The following is a 17,201-nucleotide window of genomic DNA, read 5'->3' on the forward strand; positions in this document are numbered from 1 at the left end:
GGTGGCGGCGCTGCGGGCGATCCTGCGTGATCAGGCGTTGATGGGCCCACGTCACCGCGAACGTGGACCGGTGGCCACCGCTGACCGACGAGCAACGCGCCACCGTGGCCGCGCTCCTCGGCCGATGCCGACACCGCGGCAGCCGGTGAGTGAGCAGCGCCGGCTTACACGCGAAGGGGTCACCCCCGAATCGGGGTGCCCTCTTCGCGTGCTGCCGGAACGCGGCTACACGGCCGGTGCGCCGAGTCCGTGCTTAGGCTCGATGCGCAGCGCGGCCGGGTCGAACCCGCGTCCCTTGCGTCCGGACGGCAGGATTGTCACGGTCATCAGCCGGTCGATGACGACCCGCTTGTCCGCCAACGGCGCGTCCCGCCACGCCTTCACGGGATCGGGCGCGTTCACGAACCGGGCCAGCGGGTCGCTCCCCGCGTTGACGTTCAGCTGCTCGTCGATTTCCGCGATCATCGCGGCGCACTGACGGCGGGCCTGGCGCGCGTACTCGCGCGTCTCCAACCCGCGCAGTTCATCGTCCAGGATCCGCGTCAACCGTTGCCCGATCGCGGCCCGCTGCGCGCGCAGTCCCTCGGCGTCCACCTCCGGTGTCGGCTCGGCCAGCAACTCGAACGCACGCGGGTGCGTCAACGCGTACAACACATGCGCTACCACGGCAGCGTCGACATGAGCCTGATTGCGGGTCAGGTGGCCGAACTCCTTACACCGGTACCGAGGCACCCGACCCCCCAGGGTCACCTGAACCGTCATCGGCCGGTCCGTGTCCGTCCCCGGCGGGGTACAGATCCCGCACCGGTACACCCCCGTACCCAGCCAACGCGGGGCTGCGCCCGGCCCCACCCGCCGGGACGGGTCGGTCAACAGATCCCGCACCGCGAAGAACACCGCAGGCTCCGTGATCGGATCCCACGGCGCGGTCACACCCTCCAAAATCTCCCCGTCGTGCACCATGAAACCGGCGTTACGCGGACGCAACAGGATCTCCCGCACCGTCTCGGCGCTCCACGTCCCACCAGCCACCGTCGCCACCTTCGCCGTACGCACCTCCGCGGCCAACGCCCGCAACGTCACACCCTCCAACACCCGCTGTGACCAGTCCGCTATCAGGCCACACTCACTGTCAATCCGCGTGACACCCGCGACGCAGTCACGCCCGCCGTGCCACGCACACACATACGTCTGCGGGTCGCCGCCGCCGACCTGCGGCGGACCGCTGCAGAACCCGAACGGACGCCGACCTCCACCCCACTGACCGTTCATCGCCTGCCGCAACCGCTCCGCGCTGACCCGACGCGACGTGTCCCGACTCGACTTGTTCCCCATCGTCACCATCACCCGCGCCAAGGTGATCTCCGCGTCCGTACCACCATCGGTGAACCGCAACGAACCCGACAACGACTGCGCGTTCGCCCTCACCTCCTGCATCACATCGATCATGTCTTCCAAATCGCGGGGATCACGAACCGTCCGATCCAGATCCACCGCCAACACCGCCTGAGACTGCCCACTGCGCAACCGATCCAACAACCGCCGGAACCCCGGCCGGATCACCCGCAACACCGTCGACCCGTCCGGCAACCTCACCTTGCGCCGCTTGAACGCCGACGCCGGTTTCGGCTTGCCACCCGCCATATCGTTCTCGACAATGACCTCACCAACCGTCCAGCCAAGCTGACCCGCACGACCCACAAGCAACCGCTCGTGCTCCACGAGCCCCTTGCTCACCCCATCGCTGTTCAGATCCTCAACCCGAAGATCGGACAAGCGCAGGTACAGATCCGCAACCACCGTTGGAGGAGTAACAATGCCCATGCATCAACTATGTGCTAGAACCCGGGTCCCGGCAAGACCACGTTCGCGCTGCACTGGGCGCACCGGGTGGCGAGCGAGTTCCCCGACGGCCAGCTCCACGTGAACCTGCGCGGGTACGACGCGGAGGACGTGGTGGATCCGGCCGACGCCCTCTGCGGCTTCCTGGAGGCGCTCGGCGTGCCCCATGCCCGGATACCGGCCAGCATCGAGGCCCGGATCGGGCTCTACCGCAGCCGGCTGGCCAATCGCCGGATCCTGGTGGTGCTCGACAACGCCCGCGACTCCGCCCAGGTGCGACCGCTGCTGCCCGGCACGGGCGGTTGCGTCGTCGTGGTGACCAGCCGGGACCGGCTCTCCGACCTGATCGCGACCCAGGGCGCCCGACCGCTGAGCCTGGACGTGCTCACCCCGGACGAGTCGATGAGCCTGCTCGCCGGCCGGATCGGTGCCGGCCGGCTCGCCGCCGAGCCGGCCGCGGTCGCCGACATCACCGGCACCACCGGCCGGCTTCCGCTCGCCCTGTCGATCGTGGCGGCGCGCGTCGCCCTGCACCCCGGGTTCCCGCTCGACACCTTCGCCGCCGAGCTGCGCTCGGACGAGGCGCGGCTCGACGCCTTCTCCGACGGTCACGTCCGGGCCGCCTTCTCCTGGTCCTACCTGGCGCTGAGCCAACCCGCGGCCCGGCTGTTCCGGCTGCTGGGGCTGCATCCCGGGCCGGACATGACCGCGGACGCCGCCGCCGCGCTCGACGGCCGGCCCGAGGCCACCGTCACCCCGCTGCTGCGGGAGCTGACCCGGCTGCACCTGCTGACCGAACACGAGCCCGGCCGGTACGCCTTCCACGACCTGCTGCGGGTGTACGCGGCCGAACTGGTGGAGTCGTCGGAGGGCGCCGACGAACGGCGGGCCGCCCGGCAGCGGCTGTTCGACCACTACCTGCACAGCGCTTACCCGGCCGCCGTGCTGCTGCAGCCCCAGTGGTTGACGATCGAACCCGTTCCGCCGCTGCCGTCGAACTCCAGCCCGACAATGAAAGATCATGATTCCGCGCTCGCCTGGTTCGCGGCGGAGCACCGGGTGCTGCTCCGCCTCGTCCGGCAGGCCGCCGCCGAGACCGGCTTCGAGGCGTACGCCTGGCAGCTCGCCTGGGCGTTGACCACCTTCTTCGCCCCGCGCGGCCTGTGGCAGGACCAGCTCGCCGCCCAGCAGGCCGCGCTGGCCGCGGCGGAGCGCAGCGGCGACCTCGCCGGCCAGGCCATCGCCAACCGGTTGCTGTCCCGCGCCGAGACCCGCCTCGGCGACCTCGACTCGGCGGAGAACCGGCTGCGGCGCGCACTGGAGCTGCACGGACAACTCGGCGACCCGACCGGCCAGGCGCAGACGCTGCACAACCACGCCGAGCTCTGCTATCTGCGCGGCGATCCGGCCGCCGGGCTGGCGCTCGGGCACGAGGCGCTGCGGCTGTACCGGCTGGCCGGGAACCGCGCCGGAGCGGCGCGGACGTTGAACGCGATCGGCTGGCTCTACGCGGCGACCGGCGACTACGCCCGGGCCATCGAGAGCTGCACCGAGGCGCTGGCGGAGCAGCGCGCGAGCGACGATCGGAACGGTCAGGCCGCCACCCTGGACAGCCTGGGGTTCGCCTACCACCGCCTCGGGGAGCACGACCGCGCGGTCGACTGTTTCGAAGCGGCCATCCCGCTCTTCCGCGACTCCGCCGACCGCTACCACGAGGCCGAGACCCTGCTGCGGCTCGGCGACACCCGCGAGTCGATGTCCGACCCGGCCAGGGCCGCCGAGGCGTGGCGGAGCGCCGCCCGCATCTTCGACGAACTCGGCGATCCGGCGGCCGGGGACGCCCGGCAACGGCTGGCGCGGCTGCGGCCCGCCCCACCACTCGAATCTGCGTAGGGGGCGGGCCGGCATGGCACCGGTCAGGCCTTCACCACCACCGTCTTGACGATCTTGTCGGCGAGGGTCTGCTTCTGGCTGTCCCAGAGCGGGAAGAGGTACCCGATGTAGCAGATCACCGTGTCGATGATGTGCGCCAGGTCGCGCAGGAACGCCTTGCCGGCGCCGATCGGCTGGCCGCTGTCGACGCCGACCAGCGAGATGTTCAGCGCCTTCTTGCCCCAGCTCTGGCCGGTCTTGCCGGCCAGGAACCAGCGGTTGTAGGCGCTCACCAGGAATCCGATGAGCGCGAAGAGCCAGTAGATGGCGCCGCCGCCGGAGGCCACGCCGGTCTCGGCGTCCACCTGCGGCCGGTCCACCAGCCACCCGATCAGGTAGATCGGCAGCACGACCAGACCGTCGACGAGGTAGGCACCCACACGGGTGCCCCAGCTTGCGTAGTTCATGAGGGGTTCAGCTCCTGAGGGGGAATGACGCTCAGCTGACGCCGAGCCGGTTCAACTGGAATGCCCAGCTCGCGAGGGCGAGCAGGGCGGCTGCCCATCCGGTCCGACGCCGCCACCGGTCCGACCACGCGACCGGCGGCGGCAACGCTCCGGTCGCCCGCGCAGTCAGGAGTACGACGGCGAGCACCGCGGTCGCGGCGAGCCCGAGGATGACCGGGTTCGCCGCGAACGCGCCGCCGACGTCGCCGCGCACCAACGCCACCGCGCCGGTGGTGAGGCCGCAGCCCGGACAGGGCACACCGGTCAGCCAGCGCAGCGGGCAGGGCGCCGCCACGCCGGTCGCTCCGGTCACCGCCGGCCAGACCGTCGCCGCCGACAGAACTCCGATTCCGAGTACGCCGAGCCGCTCGGGCACCGACAGGTTCCGCCGCACCTTTGGTCCTCGCTGCTCGGGCGATCCCGGCCAGCCCGGGAAGGGAATCGACAGCATACGGATCCGGCGGCTCCGACGGGTGCCCGTTCCGGACCGACCCCGGTGGTCCTTCGCTAGTGGATTCGCAGGCCGGCGACGACGAGGGCGACCAGGCGGCGGGGCTGGTAGCCGGGACTGTCGGCGCCGATGCAGAGATTCCCGATGCCGCGCATCAGGACCAGGGCGTTCAGGTCGGAGACGATCTCGCCCGCCGTCACGGCGGCGTCGAGCAGTTCGGCGCAGACGGGGACCAGCCGGTCGAGGAAGTAGGCGTGCAGCGCCTGGAACGCGGGATCGTCGGACTGCATCGCCTCGGCCAGGCCGTGCTTGGTGACCAGGAAGTCGACGAAGAGGTCGAGCCACTTCGCGAGCGCGGCGTACGGGGTCGGGCCCTGCGCCAGCAGCGCGGGGCCGGCGGCGGCGCACGCCTCGACCTGGTGCCGGTAGACCGCGACGATGAGGTCGGCCCGGGTCGGGAAGTGGCGGTAGATCGTGCCGACGCCGACGCCCGCGCGGGCGGCGACGTCGCGCACCGGGGCGTCGACGCCGGCCGCGACGAAGACCGCGGCGGCCGCCTCCAGCAGCGCCTCCTGGTTGCGCCGGGCATCCGCCCGCTGCTTGCGCGGGCCGCCCGAACCGCCACCCGTGCCGGCCATTGTTACCCCCGTCACACTCGTTGTTTAAACGGAACCTTGTTCCGTATCTTTTAGCGGAACAGAGTTCCGTATCGCGCAGCATGCCAGAACCGGCCGGCTGATGCCAGGACACGAAGGACCCCCATCATGCTCCCCATGCCCGCACCCACCCCGGTCGTCTCGGTGCACCCCGTCACCCTGCCCACGCCCGATCGCGGCGATGATCTGCGGGTCCGGATCTCCGCGCCCACGACCGGCCACGAGCTGCCCGTCATCGTCTTCTCACACGGCTTCGGCCAGTCCGCCTCCGGCTACCGCCCACTTGTCGACTTCTGGGCCGCCCACGGCTTTGTCGTCATCGCGCCGACCCACCTCGACTCGCGAACCCTGAACCTCCCGCCCGACGACCCCCGCACGCCGCTGATCTGGCGGATCCGGGTCGACGACCTGAGGCACAGCATCGACCAGCTCGACCTGCTGGAATCGTCGGTACCCAATCTCGCCGGACGCCTCGACCGGACCCGGATCGCGGTCGCCGGCCACTCCTGGGGCGCCCAGACGGCCAGCACCCTGCTGGGCGCCCGGGTTCTCGACGCCGACGGCAACCCCGGCGAGAACCTGCGCGACCCGCGCGTCAGCGCCGGCGTCCTGCTGGCCGTCACCGGCCGGGGTGGCGCCGACCTCTCCCCGTTCGCGGCCGAACACTTCCCCTTCATGAGCCCCAGCTTCGCCGAGCTGACCACCCCGACGCTGGTGGTCGCGGGCGATCGGGACGACTCTCCGCTGTCGGTACGCGGGCCGGACTGGTTCACCGATGCGTACCACCTCAGCCCCGGCGGCAAGAGCCTGCTCACCCTCTTCGGGGCGGAGCACTCACTCGGCGGGATCGCCGACTACGAGGCCCGGGAGACCACCGACGAGAACCCCGAGCGGGTCGCCCTGATCCAGCGGCTCACCTGGGCGTACCTGCGCGACGCCGTGGGACTGAAGGACGCCACCTGGCCGCCACCGGTGGAGAGCACCCTCGGCCGCCTCGAATCCAGGTGAGACCTCACGGTCGACCGCTCGAGTCGACAATTGCTCAGCTGAGCAATAGGGTGGGATCATGATCGCCGATCTCCTCGGGTATCCCCGACCGCCCGGTCCGCGCTCCGTCGCGGCCGCGCGGTCGGTAGGCGATCGGCAGACCTCGGCGGCGGGAATGCTGTGGCAGCGCGCGTACGGCTGAGTGCGGAGGTCCGGCGGGCCCAGATCGTCGACAGCGCGATCGGGGTCATCGCCGACGACGGTTTCGCCGCCGCCACGTTCGCCCGGATTGCCAGGCGCGCCGGCCTGTCCAGCACCGCGCTCATCTCGTACCACTTCACGGACAAGGCCGACCTCATGCGCGCCATCGTGGGCGCGGTCTTCGCCAAGGCGTACGACTTCATCCGGCCACGCATGGATGCCCAGTCGTCGCCGGCGGCGATCCTGCACGAGTTCATCGTGGCGAGCGTGGAGTTCTACGCCGCCCACCCGCAGGCGATCCGCGCGCTCACCGCAGTCCGCGGAAACCTGCGCCGGGCCGACGGCCGACCCGAGTTCGGGCCCGAGATCCACGATCCCGAGCTGGCGCAACTGCAGGAGTTCATGCACCAGGCACAGCGCGCCGGCGAGATGGCCACGTTCGACACCCGCGTCGCGGCCGTGAGCCTGCGTGCCGCGCTTGATGCCGCCGCCCTGGAGGTGTCCCGACCCGACCGCACAGATCCGGCCCGATACGCCCGTGAACTCGCGCGGCTCTTCGCCAGCGCGACCGGTCAGAAGGCGGTAAAGCCATGAAACGCTGTCTGCCAGCCCTGATCCTGTTCCTACTCGCCCCGCTGATCGGGGAGTACCTACTCGGCAACCTGCCCCTGGACAGCACGGACGCACTCGCGGTGTACCTGCCGCTGGTCCTCCTCTACGGAGCCGGCGCCGTTCTCATCCGGGAGGTCACCGTCCGCGCCGGTCGGGGATGGCCGACGCTCGTACTGCTGGCCCTCGCCTACGGCGTCATCGAAGAGGGCCTCGTCACCCAGTCGCTGTTCAACCCGACGTATGTCGGGTTGGAGCTCAACGAGTACGGCAAGATCCCCGGTACGCAGACCGGCGCCTCCTGGGCGTCGTACGTGCTGACCCTGCACTCGGTGTGGAGCATCGTCGTGCCGACGGCGCTGATCGAGGTGCTGTTCCCCGACCGCCGGCGAGTCCCGTGGCTGCCGTGGCCCGCACTGGCAGCGGCCGCTGTCGGGTACCTCATCGGCGCGGTCGTGCTCGGTCTGGGCACGTACCTGTCGGAGGACTTCTTCGCCGGGCCCGGCCAGTTGGCCGCCGCCGCGGGGATCGCCGCCCTGCTGGTGGTCGTCGCCTTCCTCGTCCCGCGACGACCGACGCCGGGCGTAGCGTCGCGACCGGCGGTCCCGCCGTGGCGACCCGTCGTGCTGGCCGGACTCACCTTCGCCGCCGGTTCCTGCTTCTTCCTGCTCTACATCCTCGGGGTGAGCGAGCGGCTGCTCCCGCCGGTCGTGCACGTCGCCGCGACCCTGGCACTGATCGGCGCATACGTCCAGGTGGTTCGGACCAACGCCGGCCGTGCCGGCTGGTCCGATGTCCACCTGTTCGCCCTCGTCACCGGCGCCGTCCTGACCTACTGCTGGACCGGCGTCTTCATCCAGGCCAGCCAGTACGGCTACGGCCTGGTCACCGGGGTGGTCCAGGCCATCCTCATCGCGGCCGCGATCATCCTGCTGGCGGCCGTCGGAAAGCGGACCACCGAAAGGAGCACCCAGCGATGATGACCATCGGTCGGTTGCGCGCCGCGACAGTGGTCGGTACCGCCCTCACCCGGACTGGCCGGAACCGTGACCGTGGAGCCGAACACCGCGGAGCCCGTCAGCATCCGTTCGCGGCCGGTGGCCGTGACCGAACACGGTGCCGTACGAGCATCACTGGGATCGACCACCCGTACGAGCTCCGGGGTTCCTGGCCTGAGCACGGTCATGATCGACCAACTTCGATCTCGCCGATGCGCTCGGCACGGAACGCCTGCTCGAAGAGTTGGACGGCCTGCTGCTCGCTGGTCTGCCGTGCGGTCTTCTCGTCCACCACCTCGTCCAGCGGTTCATCGCCCGGGTCGAATCCCTCGTAGCTGGACTGGGCGGTGGCGGCGCTGGCCACCGGGGCAGCGGATCCGGGCGGGCCGTCGTAGTCCGGGTCGTACGGCGGCTCGCCGGCCCAGTCCTGGTCAGCGGTCTTTGGAGCGGCCGAGGACTTCGGGCCACCGCGACCGGCCGCCGCCGCACGGGCGGCGGCGAGCCCGGCGCCCACCCGGCCCGTGCCCGCCCGGGTCGCCGGGGCCGGTGATCCGGCCGATCCGGTCGAGTTTGCACCGGAGTCATCGGACGGGCGCGCCCCACCTCGGCCGCCCGGAGCCGCCCCCGCGTCCGGGGTGGAGTTCGGCCCGCCGAGCCGGACCGGCTCGGGCCACTCCTCCTCGCCTCCCCCGGCTGAGCTGTCCGCCTGCGTCCCGTCGCCGCCCAGGTTTGCGCCACCAGGCACAGGGCCACCCGACGTCGGACCGCTCCCGGCCGGGCCGTCTGGCGGGGTGCTACCCGACGAAGCAGGGTTGCCGAGGCCGCCCGGTGGGACCGGTTCAGGCCAGTCGTCGTCACCGCCGCCGCTGGGCTCCTGGGCGGTGGGCCGGGTCCGGGGCGCCCGGTCGGTGGCCGGTGCCGTCGCCCCGTTCGGCACGGCGGTTCGGCCGGCCGGCGGCGTGGATGCCGGCGGCGCGTTGCGGGGTGCGGCGGCCGGGGCCGACCGGGACGGGCCGGCGGCGCGCTGGTCACCGGCCACCTCGCAGCGGATCTGCCAGCGACCGCCCAGCTCCTCGTAGAGGGCGTTGGTGAGCACCTCGGCGTTGGCGGTGACCATGTTGGCCAGCACCGACGACTTCATGGTCAGCACCAGCGTCTCGCCGTCGAGGTCCCGAACGACCGCGTCCCGGACCAGGGCGGCGAGCCGCTTGTTGGTCCGGTTGATCATCGCGACGATGTCGCCCCAGACCCGCCGGACGGCGGCGGCGTCCAGCTCACCGGGGGCTGCCGAGCCAGGCACCTCCGGATCGGGGGTACCAGGGTCCGGCATCACCGCCTCCGGCGGCACCGGCCGGGCAGCCACCGGCTGGGCGGCCGGCGCGGAAGCTGGGGCGGCGGAGGGCGGCCGGGACACCGGTGGGGCAGGCGAGGCGGGGGCGTTCGGGGGCGGGGAGCCGACCTGGGGAGCGGGTGGTTCGGGTACCTCCGCTGCAGGTGTGGGAGCTGGTGTGCGTACCGGATGGGGGTCTTGGGGTGGGGTGGAGGCGGCGGGCGGCGGTGGGGTGTCGCCGGTGAGGGTGAGGCGGCGTTCCATGCGTTCGAGGCGTTGCAGGAGGCCGCGGGTGGAGTCCTCGGCGCCGGGCAGCAGCATCCGGGCGCAGATCAGCTCCAGCAGCAGGCGGGGGGCGGTGGTACCGCGCATCTCGACCAGGCCGTCGTGCACGATGTCGGCGCAGCGGGAGAGGGTGGCCGGGCCGAGGCGTTCGGCCTGGGCGGTCATCCGCTCCAACTGGTCGCTCGGGGCGTCGATCAGGCCCTTGGTCGCGGCGTCCGGGACCTGCTGCAGGACGATCAGGTCGCGGAGGCGTTCCAGCAGGTCGGCGGCGAACCGGCGAGGGTCGTGGCCGGCCTCGGCGACCCGGTCGACGGTGGCGTAGGCGGCCGCGCCGTCACCGGCCGCCAGCGCGTCGCACATCTCGTCGATGAGTGCCGAGTCGGTGACCCCGAGCAGGGCGACCGCGCGGGCGTAGCTGACGCCCTCCGGGCCGGCGCCGGCGATGAGCTGGTCGAGCACCGACAGTGAGTCCCGGGCGCTGCCGCCGCCGGCCCGCACCACCAGCGGGAAGACCGCCGGTTCGACCTTGACCCCCTCGGCCGCCGTCAACTGCTCCAGGTACGGCCGCAGCACGCCGGGCGGGATCAGCCGGAACGGGTAGTGGTGGGTCCGCGACTTGATCGTGCCGAGGACCTTCTCCGGCTCGGTGGTGGCGAAGATGAACTTGACGTACTCCGGCGGCTCCTCGACCAGCTTGAGCAGGGCGTTGAAGCCGGCCGACGAGACCATGTGCGCCTCGTCGATGACGTAGATCTTGAAACGGCTGGTGGCCGGCGCGAAGACGGCACGTTCCCGCAGCTCACGGGCATCATCAACACCACCGTGACTGGCCGCGTCGATCTCCAGAACGTCGATCGAGCCGCCGTCGGTGGCCAGCGACCGGCACGATTCACATCTGCCGCAGGGCTCCGGGGTGGGGCCCTGCTCACAGTTGAGCGAGCGGGCCAGGATGCGGGCGCTGGAGGTCTTGCCGCAGCCGCGCGGCCCGGAGAAGAGGTACGCGTGGTGCAGCCGGCCGCTGCGCAGCGCCTGCGACAGCGGCTCGGTCACGTGCTCCTGGCCGATCACCTCGGCGAACGTGCGCGGCCGGTACTTGCGGTAGAGCGCCAATGCCACCCGTCCCGCCTCCTCTCGACCGAGCCATTCTCCACCCGGCGCCGCGATCGTCGAACACCGCCGGTCCGACCGGGCTCGACGTCTCCCGGCACGGGTCGTCGCCCGTGCCGTCCGCCAGGCTGTCACGGCACTACGACGATTGCCACGTCTGGCCGCCGTGCCGGCCGCCTGGTTGCCGCGCCTGCCGGTGCCGCCTAGCGCGGCAGCGGTGCCAGGAAGTCGGCGAGCGTGGCGGCCAGTTGCTCCGGGGCGTCCTCGGCCATGTGGTGCCCGCTCTCGATCGGGCCGCCGCGCAGGTCCGGCGCCCAGGGCCGCCAGACGGCCAGCACGTCGCCGTAGAGGTCCTCCATGTCGTCGCGGGTCGACCAGAGCACCAGCGTGGGGCATTCGATCTGCCGGTCGGCGGCCCGGTCGGAGTCGTCGGCCGCCCGGTCGGGACCCAGGCCGGCGCGGTAGTCCGCCAGCATCGCCCGGACCGTCGCCGGGTCGTGGATGGCGGCCCGGTAGTCGGCGTGGTTCGCCGCCCCCATCCGGTCGGGGTCGCCGCCGTACCAGGCGTCCGGGTCGGCCAGGATCGCCCGCTCCGGCTTCTCCGGCTGGGCGAAGAAGAACCAGTGCCACCAGGCGGCGGCGAACTTCGCGTCGGCGCGGGCCAGCGCCTCGCCGATCGGCACGCTGTCGAGCACGGCGAGCCGGGTCACGGCCTCGGGTGCGTCAAGCGCCAAGCGGTACGCGACGTAGCTGCCCCGGTCGTGGCCGACGACGGCGAACCGGTCGTGGCCGAGCTGGCGCATCAGGACCACGATGTCGCCGGCCATCGCGCGCTTGGAATAGGCAGCGTGATCGGGCGTGGTGGGGGGTTTGTCGGATTGGCCGTAGCCGCGCAGGTCGGGGCAGACGACGGTGTGGCCGGCGGCGACCAGCAGCGGCGCCACCCGGTGCCAGGTGGTGTGCGTACGCGGGTGGCCGTGCAGCAGGACCACCGGTGGGCCGGCGCCTCCGGTGCGGACCCGCAGGGTCACCGCGCCGAGGTCGATCCTGCGCTCCTCGAAGCCCTCGAACATGGGGTCAGTGTGCCCAGGGGGACCGACAGTCACACCCGGCCGACGTCGGCCCTCCCGCCGGCCCCGGAGACGAGAAGGCCCCCCGTGCACCCGTCAGAGCCCGCTTATCCTTGCTGCCTTCCGGCCCTGGGGAGGTTCACGAGATGCACGCCGCACGGGGGGTATGCCGAGTCTACCCGGCCGGGTTGTGGATCTTGACGGGTGGGCGGAAGCCGGCCCGCCCGGGTGCCTGTATCCTGTCGTGCGGAGGATTCGCCTAGAGGCCTAGGGCGCACGCTTGGAAAGCGTGTTGGGTTCACACCCTCACGAGTTCGAATCTCGTATCCTCCGCTCTCCCGAGCAGCGCAAACGTCGAGGCCGGTCCTGTACAGGACCGGCCTCACGCGGTATCCGACATGGCGCGTTCTCCGGGTCGGGCCGACATGTCCGCGTACCTGCCGACCCAGTCGGCCCGCCTCGACTCCGCACCCGAAGAGTTCCCGATGAACACCCAGCCCAGCCGTCCAACTGCTCTGAGCCCCACGAGGTGAACACCTGTTACCCTAAAACGCGATCGTAGGGTAACAGGTGTTCACCTCGTCTCGATCCCGCCGCTCAACGCGGGCGCGATCCTCGGCAGAGAGGGCGCGCGACGCCGAACAGCTCCGGCTCGCAAGGGCGATGAGCTACGACAGGTGGCCGACGCCGCCCGCGACTCCGCGATCGAAACCCGGATCAGACAGGCACTCGACCTCGGACGACAGGGCCAACCGCGGCTCGCGCCGCCGCGGCTGGACAACCGACGACCGCACCGGTTCGACGGCAGCCTGCGCAAGCAGCCGGCGGGCGGAGCCAACGATGACTGACGACGGTGTCCCCACCCGGGCCAACAGGGTCGAAGCCGCGCGGCGGGTCAAGCAGGCGCACGATGCCGGAGTCCGCTGCTGCTGGTCCTGCGGCCCCGGTTGCGACGAACTCGACCGGGCCGCCCAGGTGCTCGCCGAAGCGGCCCGGCGACCACCGGCCGGCCGGGCCGTCTCCCGCGCACTACGCAGCATCGGCTAACGAAACGCGTGTCGTACACATGTTCTATCCACAGGCTGTGGGCGACGGTCATGGGGTGTAGGAGAGCAGCGATCGGCCCGCTTCCGCCGGTGACTCGGTCGTGCGGGCGATCAACCGATCGTCGGCGTCCAGCAGTACCAGCTCGCTGCCCGAGCCGGTGTCGACCCGGGCCAGCAGGCCGCCGTCGGGTGTGAACAGCACCGCGCGCAGCTCGCCGCCGATCGGCACGTCGACGACCCGGCGGCGGGCCACGTCGATGACGGTGTCGCAGCTGAGGTTGCGGGCGACGTCGCCGACCGGCTCCCCCTCGGGCACCGTACTGACGCAGACCCGCCCCCCGTCGGCGGAGATCGCGGCCAGGTCGGTGAAGACCCGGTCCCCACCGAGGACTTCACGGTCGAGGGTCCGCTCTCGGCCCCCGTAGACGTCCGAGACGGTCACCGCGCTCAGATCCCCGTGCAGGTAGGCGAGCCTCTCGCCATCCGCCGACCAGCGGTAGTGGCAGCCCAGCGGTTCGCCGAGGTGGTCACCGGCACCCCCGGCGAAGTACCCGATCACCACCCCGGGAACGAAGGGCCCCGAGACGAACAACATGCGGGTGGAGTCGCCGGACCAGATCGGCTCGACGCAACTGCCGTCGACGTCGAAGTGCACGGTCCGGCGGTTGCCGCCGTCCACGTCGGACATCAGCAGATCGCCGGTGCCGGACGAGTCGACCCAGGTCACCCGGGTCCCGTCCGGGGAGACGTTCACGCTCGTCAGCTCGCCGCCGGGATACCGCCGACCGTCCGCGTGCAGCCTGCCGGACTGGTCGAGGTAGAACACCGTGCCGGGAACCGGCGGCAGTCCACCGGACGGGGAGCTGGGCGGCGGCGGAGGGTCCAGCGACGGCGCCGCCGAAGGCGAGGGCGACGCCGAAGATGATGGCTCAGGAGTAGGTGGCGCGCTGGTCGCACCGGGTGGCGGCGTGACCTGCCGCGGGTCGCCGATCGCCGCGTACGCGATCGCCGGCAGCGCGACGGCGCACACCACCACGGCCGCGACGGCGGCCACCCGGCGGCGGTGCCGCACCGTGTCGCGGACCGCGCCCACCCCGGCCGGCCGGATACACGGCGACACGTTGGCCCGGAACGCGGCGAACGCGTCGGAGATCCGCCGGTCGTCGTCGGCGTCAGGCATTGCCCTCCCCCTCCTCGCTGAGCTTCGCGGCCAGGGCCGCACGACCCCGGTGCAGCCGCGACTTGATCGTGTTCTCGGCCACCCCCTCCTGCCGGGCGATCTGCCGGATCGGCAGGTCGGCCAGGTGGTAGAGGATGACCGCGCGCCGTTGCTCGGCCGGCAGGGTGGCGAGCGCGGTGGCCAGCGCGACCCGGTCGGGGCTCGGCTCCTCGACGTGCTCGGGGCGCTGCCGGCGCAGGAACGACGCGGCGGTCTGCAGCCGGCGCCACCGGCTGGTCGCCAGGTTCCAGGCGACCCGGGTCACCCAGGCCGCCGGATCGTGGTACCCGCTGACCCGGCCCCACCGGGCGTACGCCCGGCAGAACGCCTCCTGGGCCAGGTCCTGGGCCGCCGCCAGGTCACGCGTGTACGCGTACATCTGGATCGTCAGCGAATGGAAGAACGCCGAGTAGAACTCCTCGAACCCTGGCTGCGCCGATCGCACCGCCTCCACGGTGCCCCCGTCCCGCAAGGTGACCACCCCAACACCCTCCCCGTGCGCCGGCCATCAGCAGCTACACGCGCCAGGGGCGGTTGGGGTTCCAGCGGGGTCAGGAGCGCGACAAAAGAGGGGGTACGAAAAATGGAAAGGAACGGTGGCCGCTCCTTTCCATTTCTAACGTATACCGCACCGGGGGGCTTGCGGCAAGACCGCGGTGGAGGCGCAGAATCGCTGGCCGAGGCCGGGATCCACGCCGTCGGGGGGCGCGAATTGCCCTGCGCGCAATGGCTGGATCCCAGATCGGAGCTGAAGAGCATGACCGCCCGCATTTTTGATCTTCCAGACCAGCTCTCCGCGAAGGTCGACCCGGCCCTGATCGCCGACGACGAACGGCACTTCGCGGCCATCGCCACCAGCCTCGAACAGGCGCAGGCCGAGCTGACCGAGCGCCTGGCCGCCGCCCGCCGGCAGCCCGGTGGCAAGGGCCGGCAGGCGGTGGACCGCGACCAGGAGGTACGCCGGCTGGCCAGCCGGCTGCGTACGCTGCGTCGCTTCGGGGTCGACCTGTGCCTCGGGCGCATGGTCGGCACGGACAACCCGGAGCCGGTGTACGTCGGGCGGCAGGGCCTCACCGACAGCGACGGGCGCCGGCTGCTGCTCGACTGGCGCTCCCCGGCCGCCGAACCGTTCTTCGGCGCCACCCACGCCAACCGGATGGGGCTGGCCAGCCGCCGCCGCTACCGCTGGACCCTCGGCCGGATCAGCGACTACTGGGACGAGGTGTTCACCCCGGACGGGCTCGACGGGCACGCCGCCCTCGACGACCAGTCCGCCTTCATCGCCAGCCTGGGCGGCAGCCGGTCGGCCCGGATGCGCGACGTGCTCGCCACCATCCAGGCCGACCAGGACGCCATCATCCGGGCCGGGTCCACGGGCGCGCTGGTCGTCGACGGCGGACCGGGCACCGGCAAGACGGTGGTCGCGCTGCACCGCACCGCGTACCTGCTCTATTCCGACCCGCGGCTCGGGCACCGCCGGGGTGGGGTGCTCTTCGTCGGACCGCACCAGCCCTACCTGAACTACGTCTCCGACGTGCTGCCCAGCCTGGGCGAGGACGAGGTGCAGATCTGCACCCTGCGGGACCTGGTTCCCGAGGGCGCCTCCGCGACCGACGAGACCGACCCGGAGGTGGCCCGGCTCAAGTCCACCGCCGACCTGGTGAGGGCGATCGAGGCGGCCGTACGGTTCTACGAGGAGCCGCCCACCGACGCGACGACGGTCAGCACCGACTGGGGCGAGGTCCGGCTGACCGCCGACGACTGGGCTGCCGCGTTCGCCGCCCCCGACCCGGGCACCCCGCACAACGAGGCGCGCGACGAGATCCTGGCCGAGCTGTGCACGATCCTGGCCGACCGGCACGACGACGACGTCCCGACCGACGACATCCCGACCGACGACATCCCGGTCGACGACATCCCGGCCAACGACGTCCCGGCCGACCAGCTCCGCGTCGCGCTGCTGCGTAACCGGGAACTGCAGACCGCCGTCAACCGGGCCTGGCCGCTCCTGGAGCCGGCCGACCTGGTCGCCGACCTCTGGTCGGTCCCCGCCTACCTGCGCAAGTGTGCGCCGTGGCTGCGTACCGAGGAGATCCGGAGCCTGCAGCGGGCGGAGCCGCGGGCCTGGACGGTGGCTGACCTGCCGCTGCTGGACGCGGCCCGGCAGCGGCTCGGCGACCCGGCGGCGTCCCGGCTCGAGCGGCGGCGCGCGGCCACCGTCGCCGCCGAACGCGGGCGGATGGCCCGGGTCATCGACGACCTGTTGGAAGCCAACGTGTACGACGACGGCGAAGGGCTGCTGTCGATGCTGCGCCAGCCGGATCTGCACGACGTGCTGGTGGACGAGGCCGTGCTGCCGGGCGCCGACCCGGACCTGCTCGCCGGGCCGTTCGCGCACATCGTGGTGGACGAGGCGCAGGAGTTGACCGACGCGCAGTGGCAGATGCTGCTGCTGCGCTGCCCGTCGCGCAGCTTCACCATCGTCGGGGACCGGGCGCAGGCCCGGCACGGCTTCACCGAGTCGTGGCAGGAGCGGCTGCGCCGGGTCGGGCTGGACCGGATCGAGCTGGCCTCGCTGACCGTCAACTACCGGACGCCGGCCGAGGTGATGGCGGCGGCCGAGCCGGTCATCCGGGCCGCGCTGCCGGACGCCAACGTGCCCACCTCCATCCGCGGCGGCGGGCATCCCGTCGTACGCGGATCGGTTTCCGATCTGGAGTCGATTCTGGAGACGTGGCTGGCCGGGCATGCGGACGGGGTGGCCGCTGTGATCGGGGAGCCGGCGTTCGAGGGGACGGCGCGGGTCCGGTCGCTGACGCCGGAGCTGGCGAAAGGGCTGGAGTTCGATCTGGTCGTGCTCGTGGAGCCGGAGCGCTTCGGCGACGGCATCGAGGGCGCGGTCGACCGCTACGTGGCGATGACCCGGGCCACCCAGCAGCTCGTCATCCTCGGGGACGAAAGATCGTCAGGACATTGAGCACGCGATCAAGGGCTGATGCGTGCCCGATGTCCTGACGATCTT

The 17,201-nt window shown here is 71.9% G+C and carries 16 protein-coding genes, 1 tRNA gene and 1 other RNA gene; 9 read left to right on the forward strand and 9 right to left on the reverse strand.

The window, feature by feature from the left end; genetic code table 11:
* Positions 1-225: 225 nt before the first annotated feature.
* On the reverse strand, positions 226-1,824 hold the full coding sequence (locus tag O7627_RS32545; RefSeq protein ID WP_347404694.1) for a recombinase family protein: 1,599 nt from the start codon (positions 1,822-1,824) through the stop codon (positions 226-228).
* 66 nt (positions 1,825-1,890) lie between these two features.
* Between O7627_RS32545 and O7627_RS32550 the strand changes: the two genes are divergently transcribed.
* Positions 1,891-3,735, forward strand: coding sequence for a tetratricopeptide repeat protein (locus O7627_RS32550; protein ID WP_278097261.1), 1,845 nt, complete (start codon positions 1,891-1,893; stop codon positions 3,733-3,735).
* Between the two features lie 23 nt (positions 3,736-3,758).
* On the opposite strand, the gene O7627_RS32555 is transcribed toward O7627_RS32550, so the two are convergent.
* The 3 genes from O7627_RS32555 to O7627_RS32565 form a co-directional block, all read right to left on the reverse strand.
* Entirely contained in the window at positions 3,759-4,181 is a 423-nt protein-coding gene (locus O7627_RS32555; RefSeq protein WP_278097262.1) for an RDD family protein, read from the reverse strand.
* A 31-nt stretch (positions 4,182-4,212) separates the two neighbouring features.
* Positions 4,213-4,614: a DUF2752 domain-containing protein gene (locus tag O7627_RS32560; protein WP_278097263.1), complete on the reverse strand. Its 402-nt coding sequence runs from the start codon at positions 4,612-4,614 to the stop codon at positions 4,213-4,215.
* Positions 4,615-4,727: 113 nt separating this feature from the next.
* A complete protein-coding gene (locus O7627_RS32565) occupies positions 4,728-5,309 on the reverse strand; it encodes a TetR/AcrR family transcriptional regulator (protein ID WP_278098523.1) in 582 nt (193 codons plus the stop codon).
* Positions 5,310-5,444: 135 nt separating this feature from the next.
* Here O7627_RS32565 and O7627_RS32570 point away from each other — a divergent pair, with 135 nt between their 5' ends.
* From O7627_RS32570 to O7627_RS32585, 4 genes are read left to right on the forward strand one after another with little or no spacing between them, the layout of a single operon-like run.
* Complete coding sequence (locus tag O7627_RS32570) at positions 5,445-6,335, forward strand: alpha/beta fold hydrolase (RefSeq protein ID WP_347404695.1); 891 nt, start codon at positions 5,445-5,447, stop codon at positions 6,333-6,335.
* Between the two features lie 58 nt (positions 6,336-6,393).
* Positions 6,394-6,516 (forward strand): hypothetical protein, encoded by a 123-nt coding sequence (locus O7627_RS32575; RefSeq protein WP_278097265.1) that lies wholly within the window; start codon positions 6,394-6,396, stop codon positions 6,514-6,516.
* A complete protein-coding gene (locus O7627_RS32580; protein WP_278097266.1) occupies positions 6,495-7,109 on the forward strand; it encodes a TetR/AcrR family transcriptional regulator in 615 nt (204 codons plus the stop codon). Before O7627_RS32575 ends, O7627_RS32580 begins: the two co-directional genes overlap by 22 nt.
* Positions 7,106-8,104, forward strand: a complete 999-nt coding sequence (locus tag O7627_RS32585; protein ID WP_278097267.1) for a hypothetical protein — start codon at positions 7,106-7,108, stop codon at positions 8,102-8,104. Before O7627_RS32580 ends, O7627_RS32585 begins: the two co-directional genes overlap by 4 nt.
* A 202-nt stretch (positions 8,105-8,306) precedes the next feature.
* On the opposite strand, the gene O7627_RS32590 is transcribed toward O7627_RS32585, so the two are convergent.
* The 3 genes from O7627_RS32590 to ffs form a co-directional block, all read right to left on the reverse strand.
* Positions 8,307-10,853, reverse strand: coding sequence for a DNA polymerase III subunit gamma and tau (locus tag O7627_RS32590; protein ID WP_278097268.1), 2,547 nt, complete (start codon positions 10,851-10,853; stop codon positions 8,307-8,309).
* Between the two features lie 194 nt (positions 10,854-11,047).
* Positions 11,048-11,917 carry an alpha/beta hydrolase gene (locus O7627_RS32595; RefSeq protein WP_278097269.1) on the reverse strand — a complete coding sequence of 290 codons (870 nt, stop codon included), beginning with the start codon at positions 11,915-11,917 and terminating at the stop codon, positions 11,048-11,050.
* A 73-nt stretch (positions 11,918-11,990) separates the two neighbouring features.
* An RNA gene (gene ffs / locus O7627_RS32600) (signal recognition particle sRNA small type) lies at positions 11,991-12,081 on the reverse strand.
* Positions 12,082-12,162: 81 nt separating this feature from the next.
* Between ffs and O7627_RS32605 the strand changes: the two genes are divergently transcribed.
* From O7627_RS32605 to O7627_RS32615, 3 genes are all read left to right on the forward strand, one after another.
* Positions 12,163-12,247: transfer RNA gene (locus tag O7627_RS32605), tRNA-Ser, on the forward strand.
* Between the two features lie 344 nt (positions 12,248-12,591).
* On the forward strand, positions 12,592-12,762 hold the full coding sequence (locus tag O7627_RS32610; RefSeq protein WP_278097270.1) for a hypothetical protein: 171 nt from the start codon (positions 12,592-12,594) through the stop codon (positions 12,760-12,762).
* Entirely contained in the window at positions 12,755-12,961 is a 207-nt protein-coding gene (locus O7627_RS32615; protein WP_278097271.1) for a hypothetical protein, read from the forward strand. The genes O7627_RS32610 and O7627_RS32615 overlap by 8 nt, the downstream gene beginning before the upstream one ends.
* Before the next feature lie 48 nt (positions 12,962-13,009).
* Here the strand turns inward: O7627_RS32615 and O7627_RS32620 are convergent, their stop codons facing one another.
* Positions 13,010-14,140, reverse strand: a complete 1,131-nt coding sequence (locus tag O7627_RS32620) for a hypothetical protein (RefSeq protein ID WP_278097272.1) — start codon at positions 14,138-14,140, stop codon at positions 13,010-13,012.
* Positions 14,133-14,558: a sigma-70 family RNA polymerase sigma factor gene (locus O7627_RS32625; protein WP_278098524.1), complete on the reverse strand. Its 426-nt coding sequence runs from the start codon at positions 14,556-14,558 to the stop codon at positions 14,133-14,135. Before O7627_RS32625 ends, O7627_RS32620 begins: the two co-directional genes overlap by 8 nt.
* A gap of 378 nt (positions 14,559-14,936) precedes the next feature.
* Here O7627_RS32625 and helR point away from each other — a divergent pair, with 378 nt between their 5' ends.
* On the forward strand, positions 14,937-17,156 hold the full coding sequence (helR, locus tag O7627_RS32630; protein WP_278097273.1) for an RNA polymerase recycling motor ATPase HelR: 2,220 nt from the start codon (positions 14,937-14,939) through the stop codon (positions 17,154-17,156).
* Positions 17,157-17,201 lie beyond the last annotated feature (45 nt).

Origin of the sequence: Solwaraspora sp. WMMD1047 (assembly GCF_029626155.1) — a bacterium.
Taxonomy (GTDB): Bacteria; Actinomycetota; Actinomycetes; order Mycobacteriales; family Micromonosporaceae; genus WMMD1047.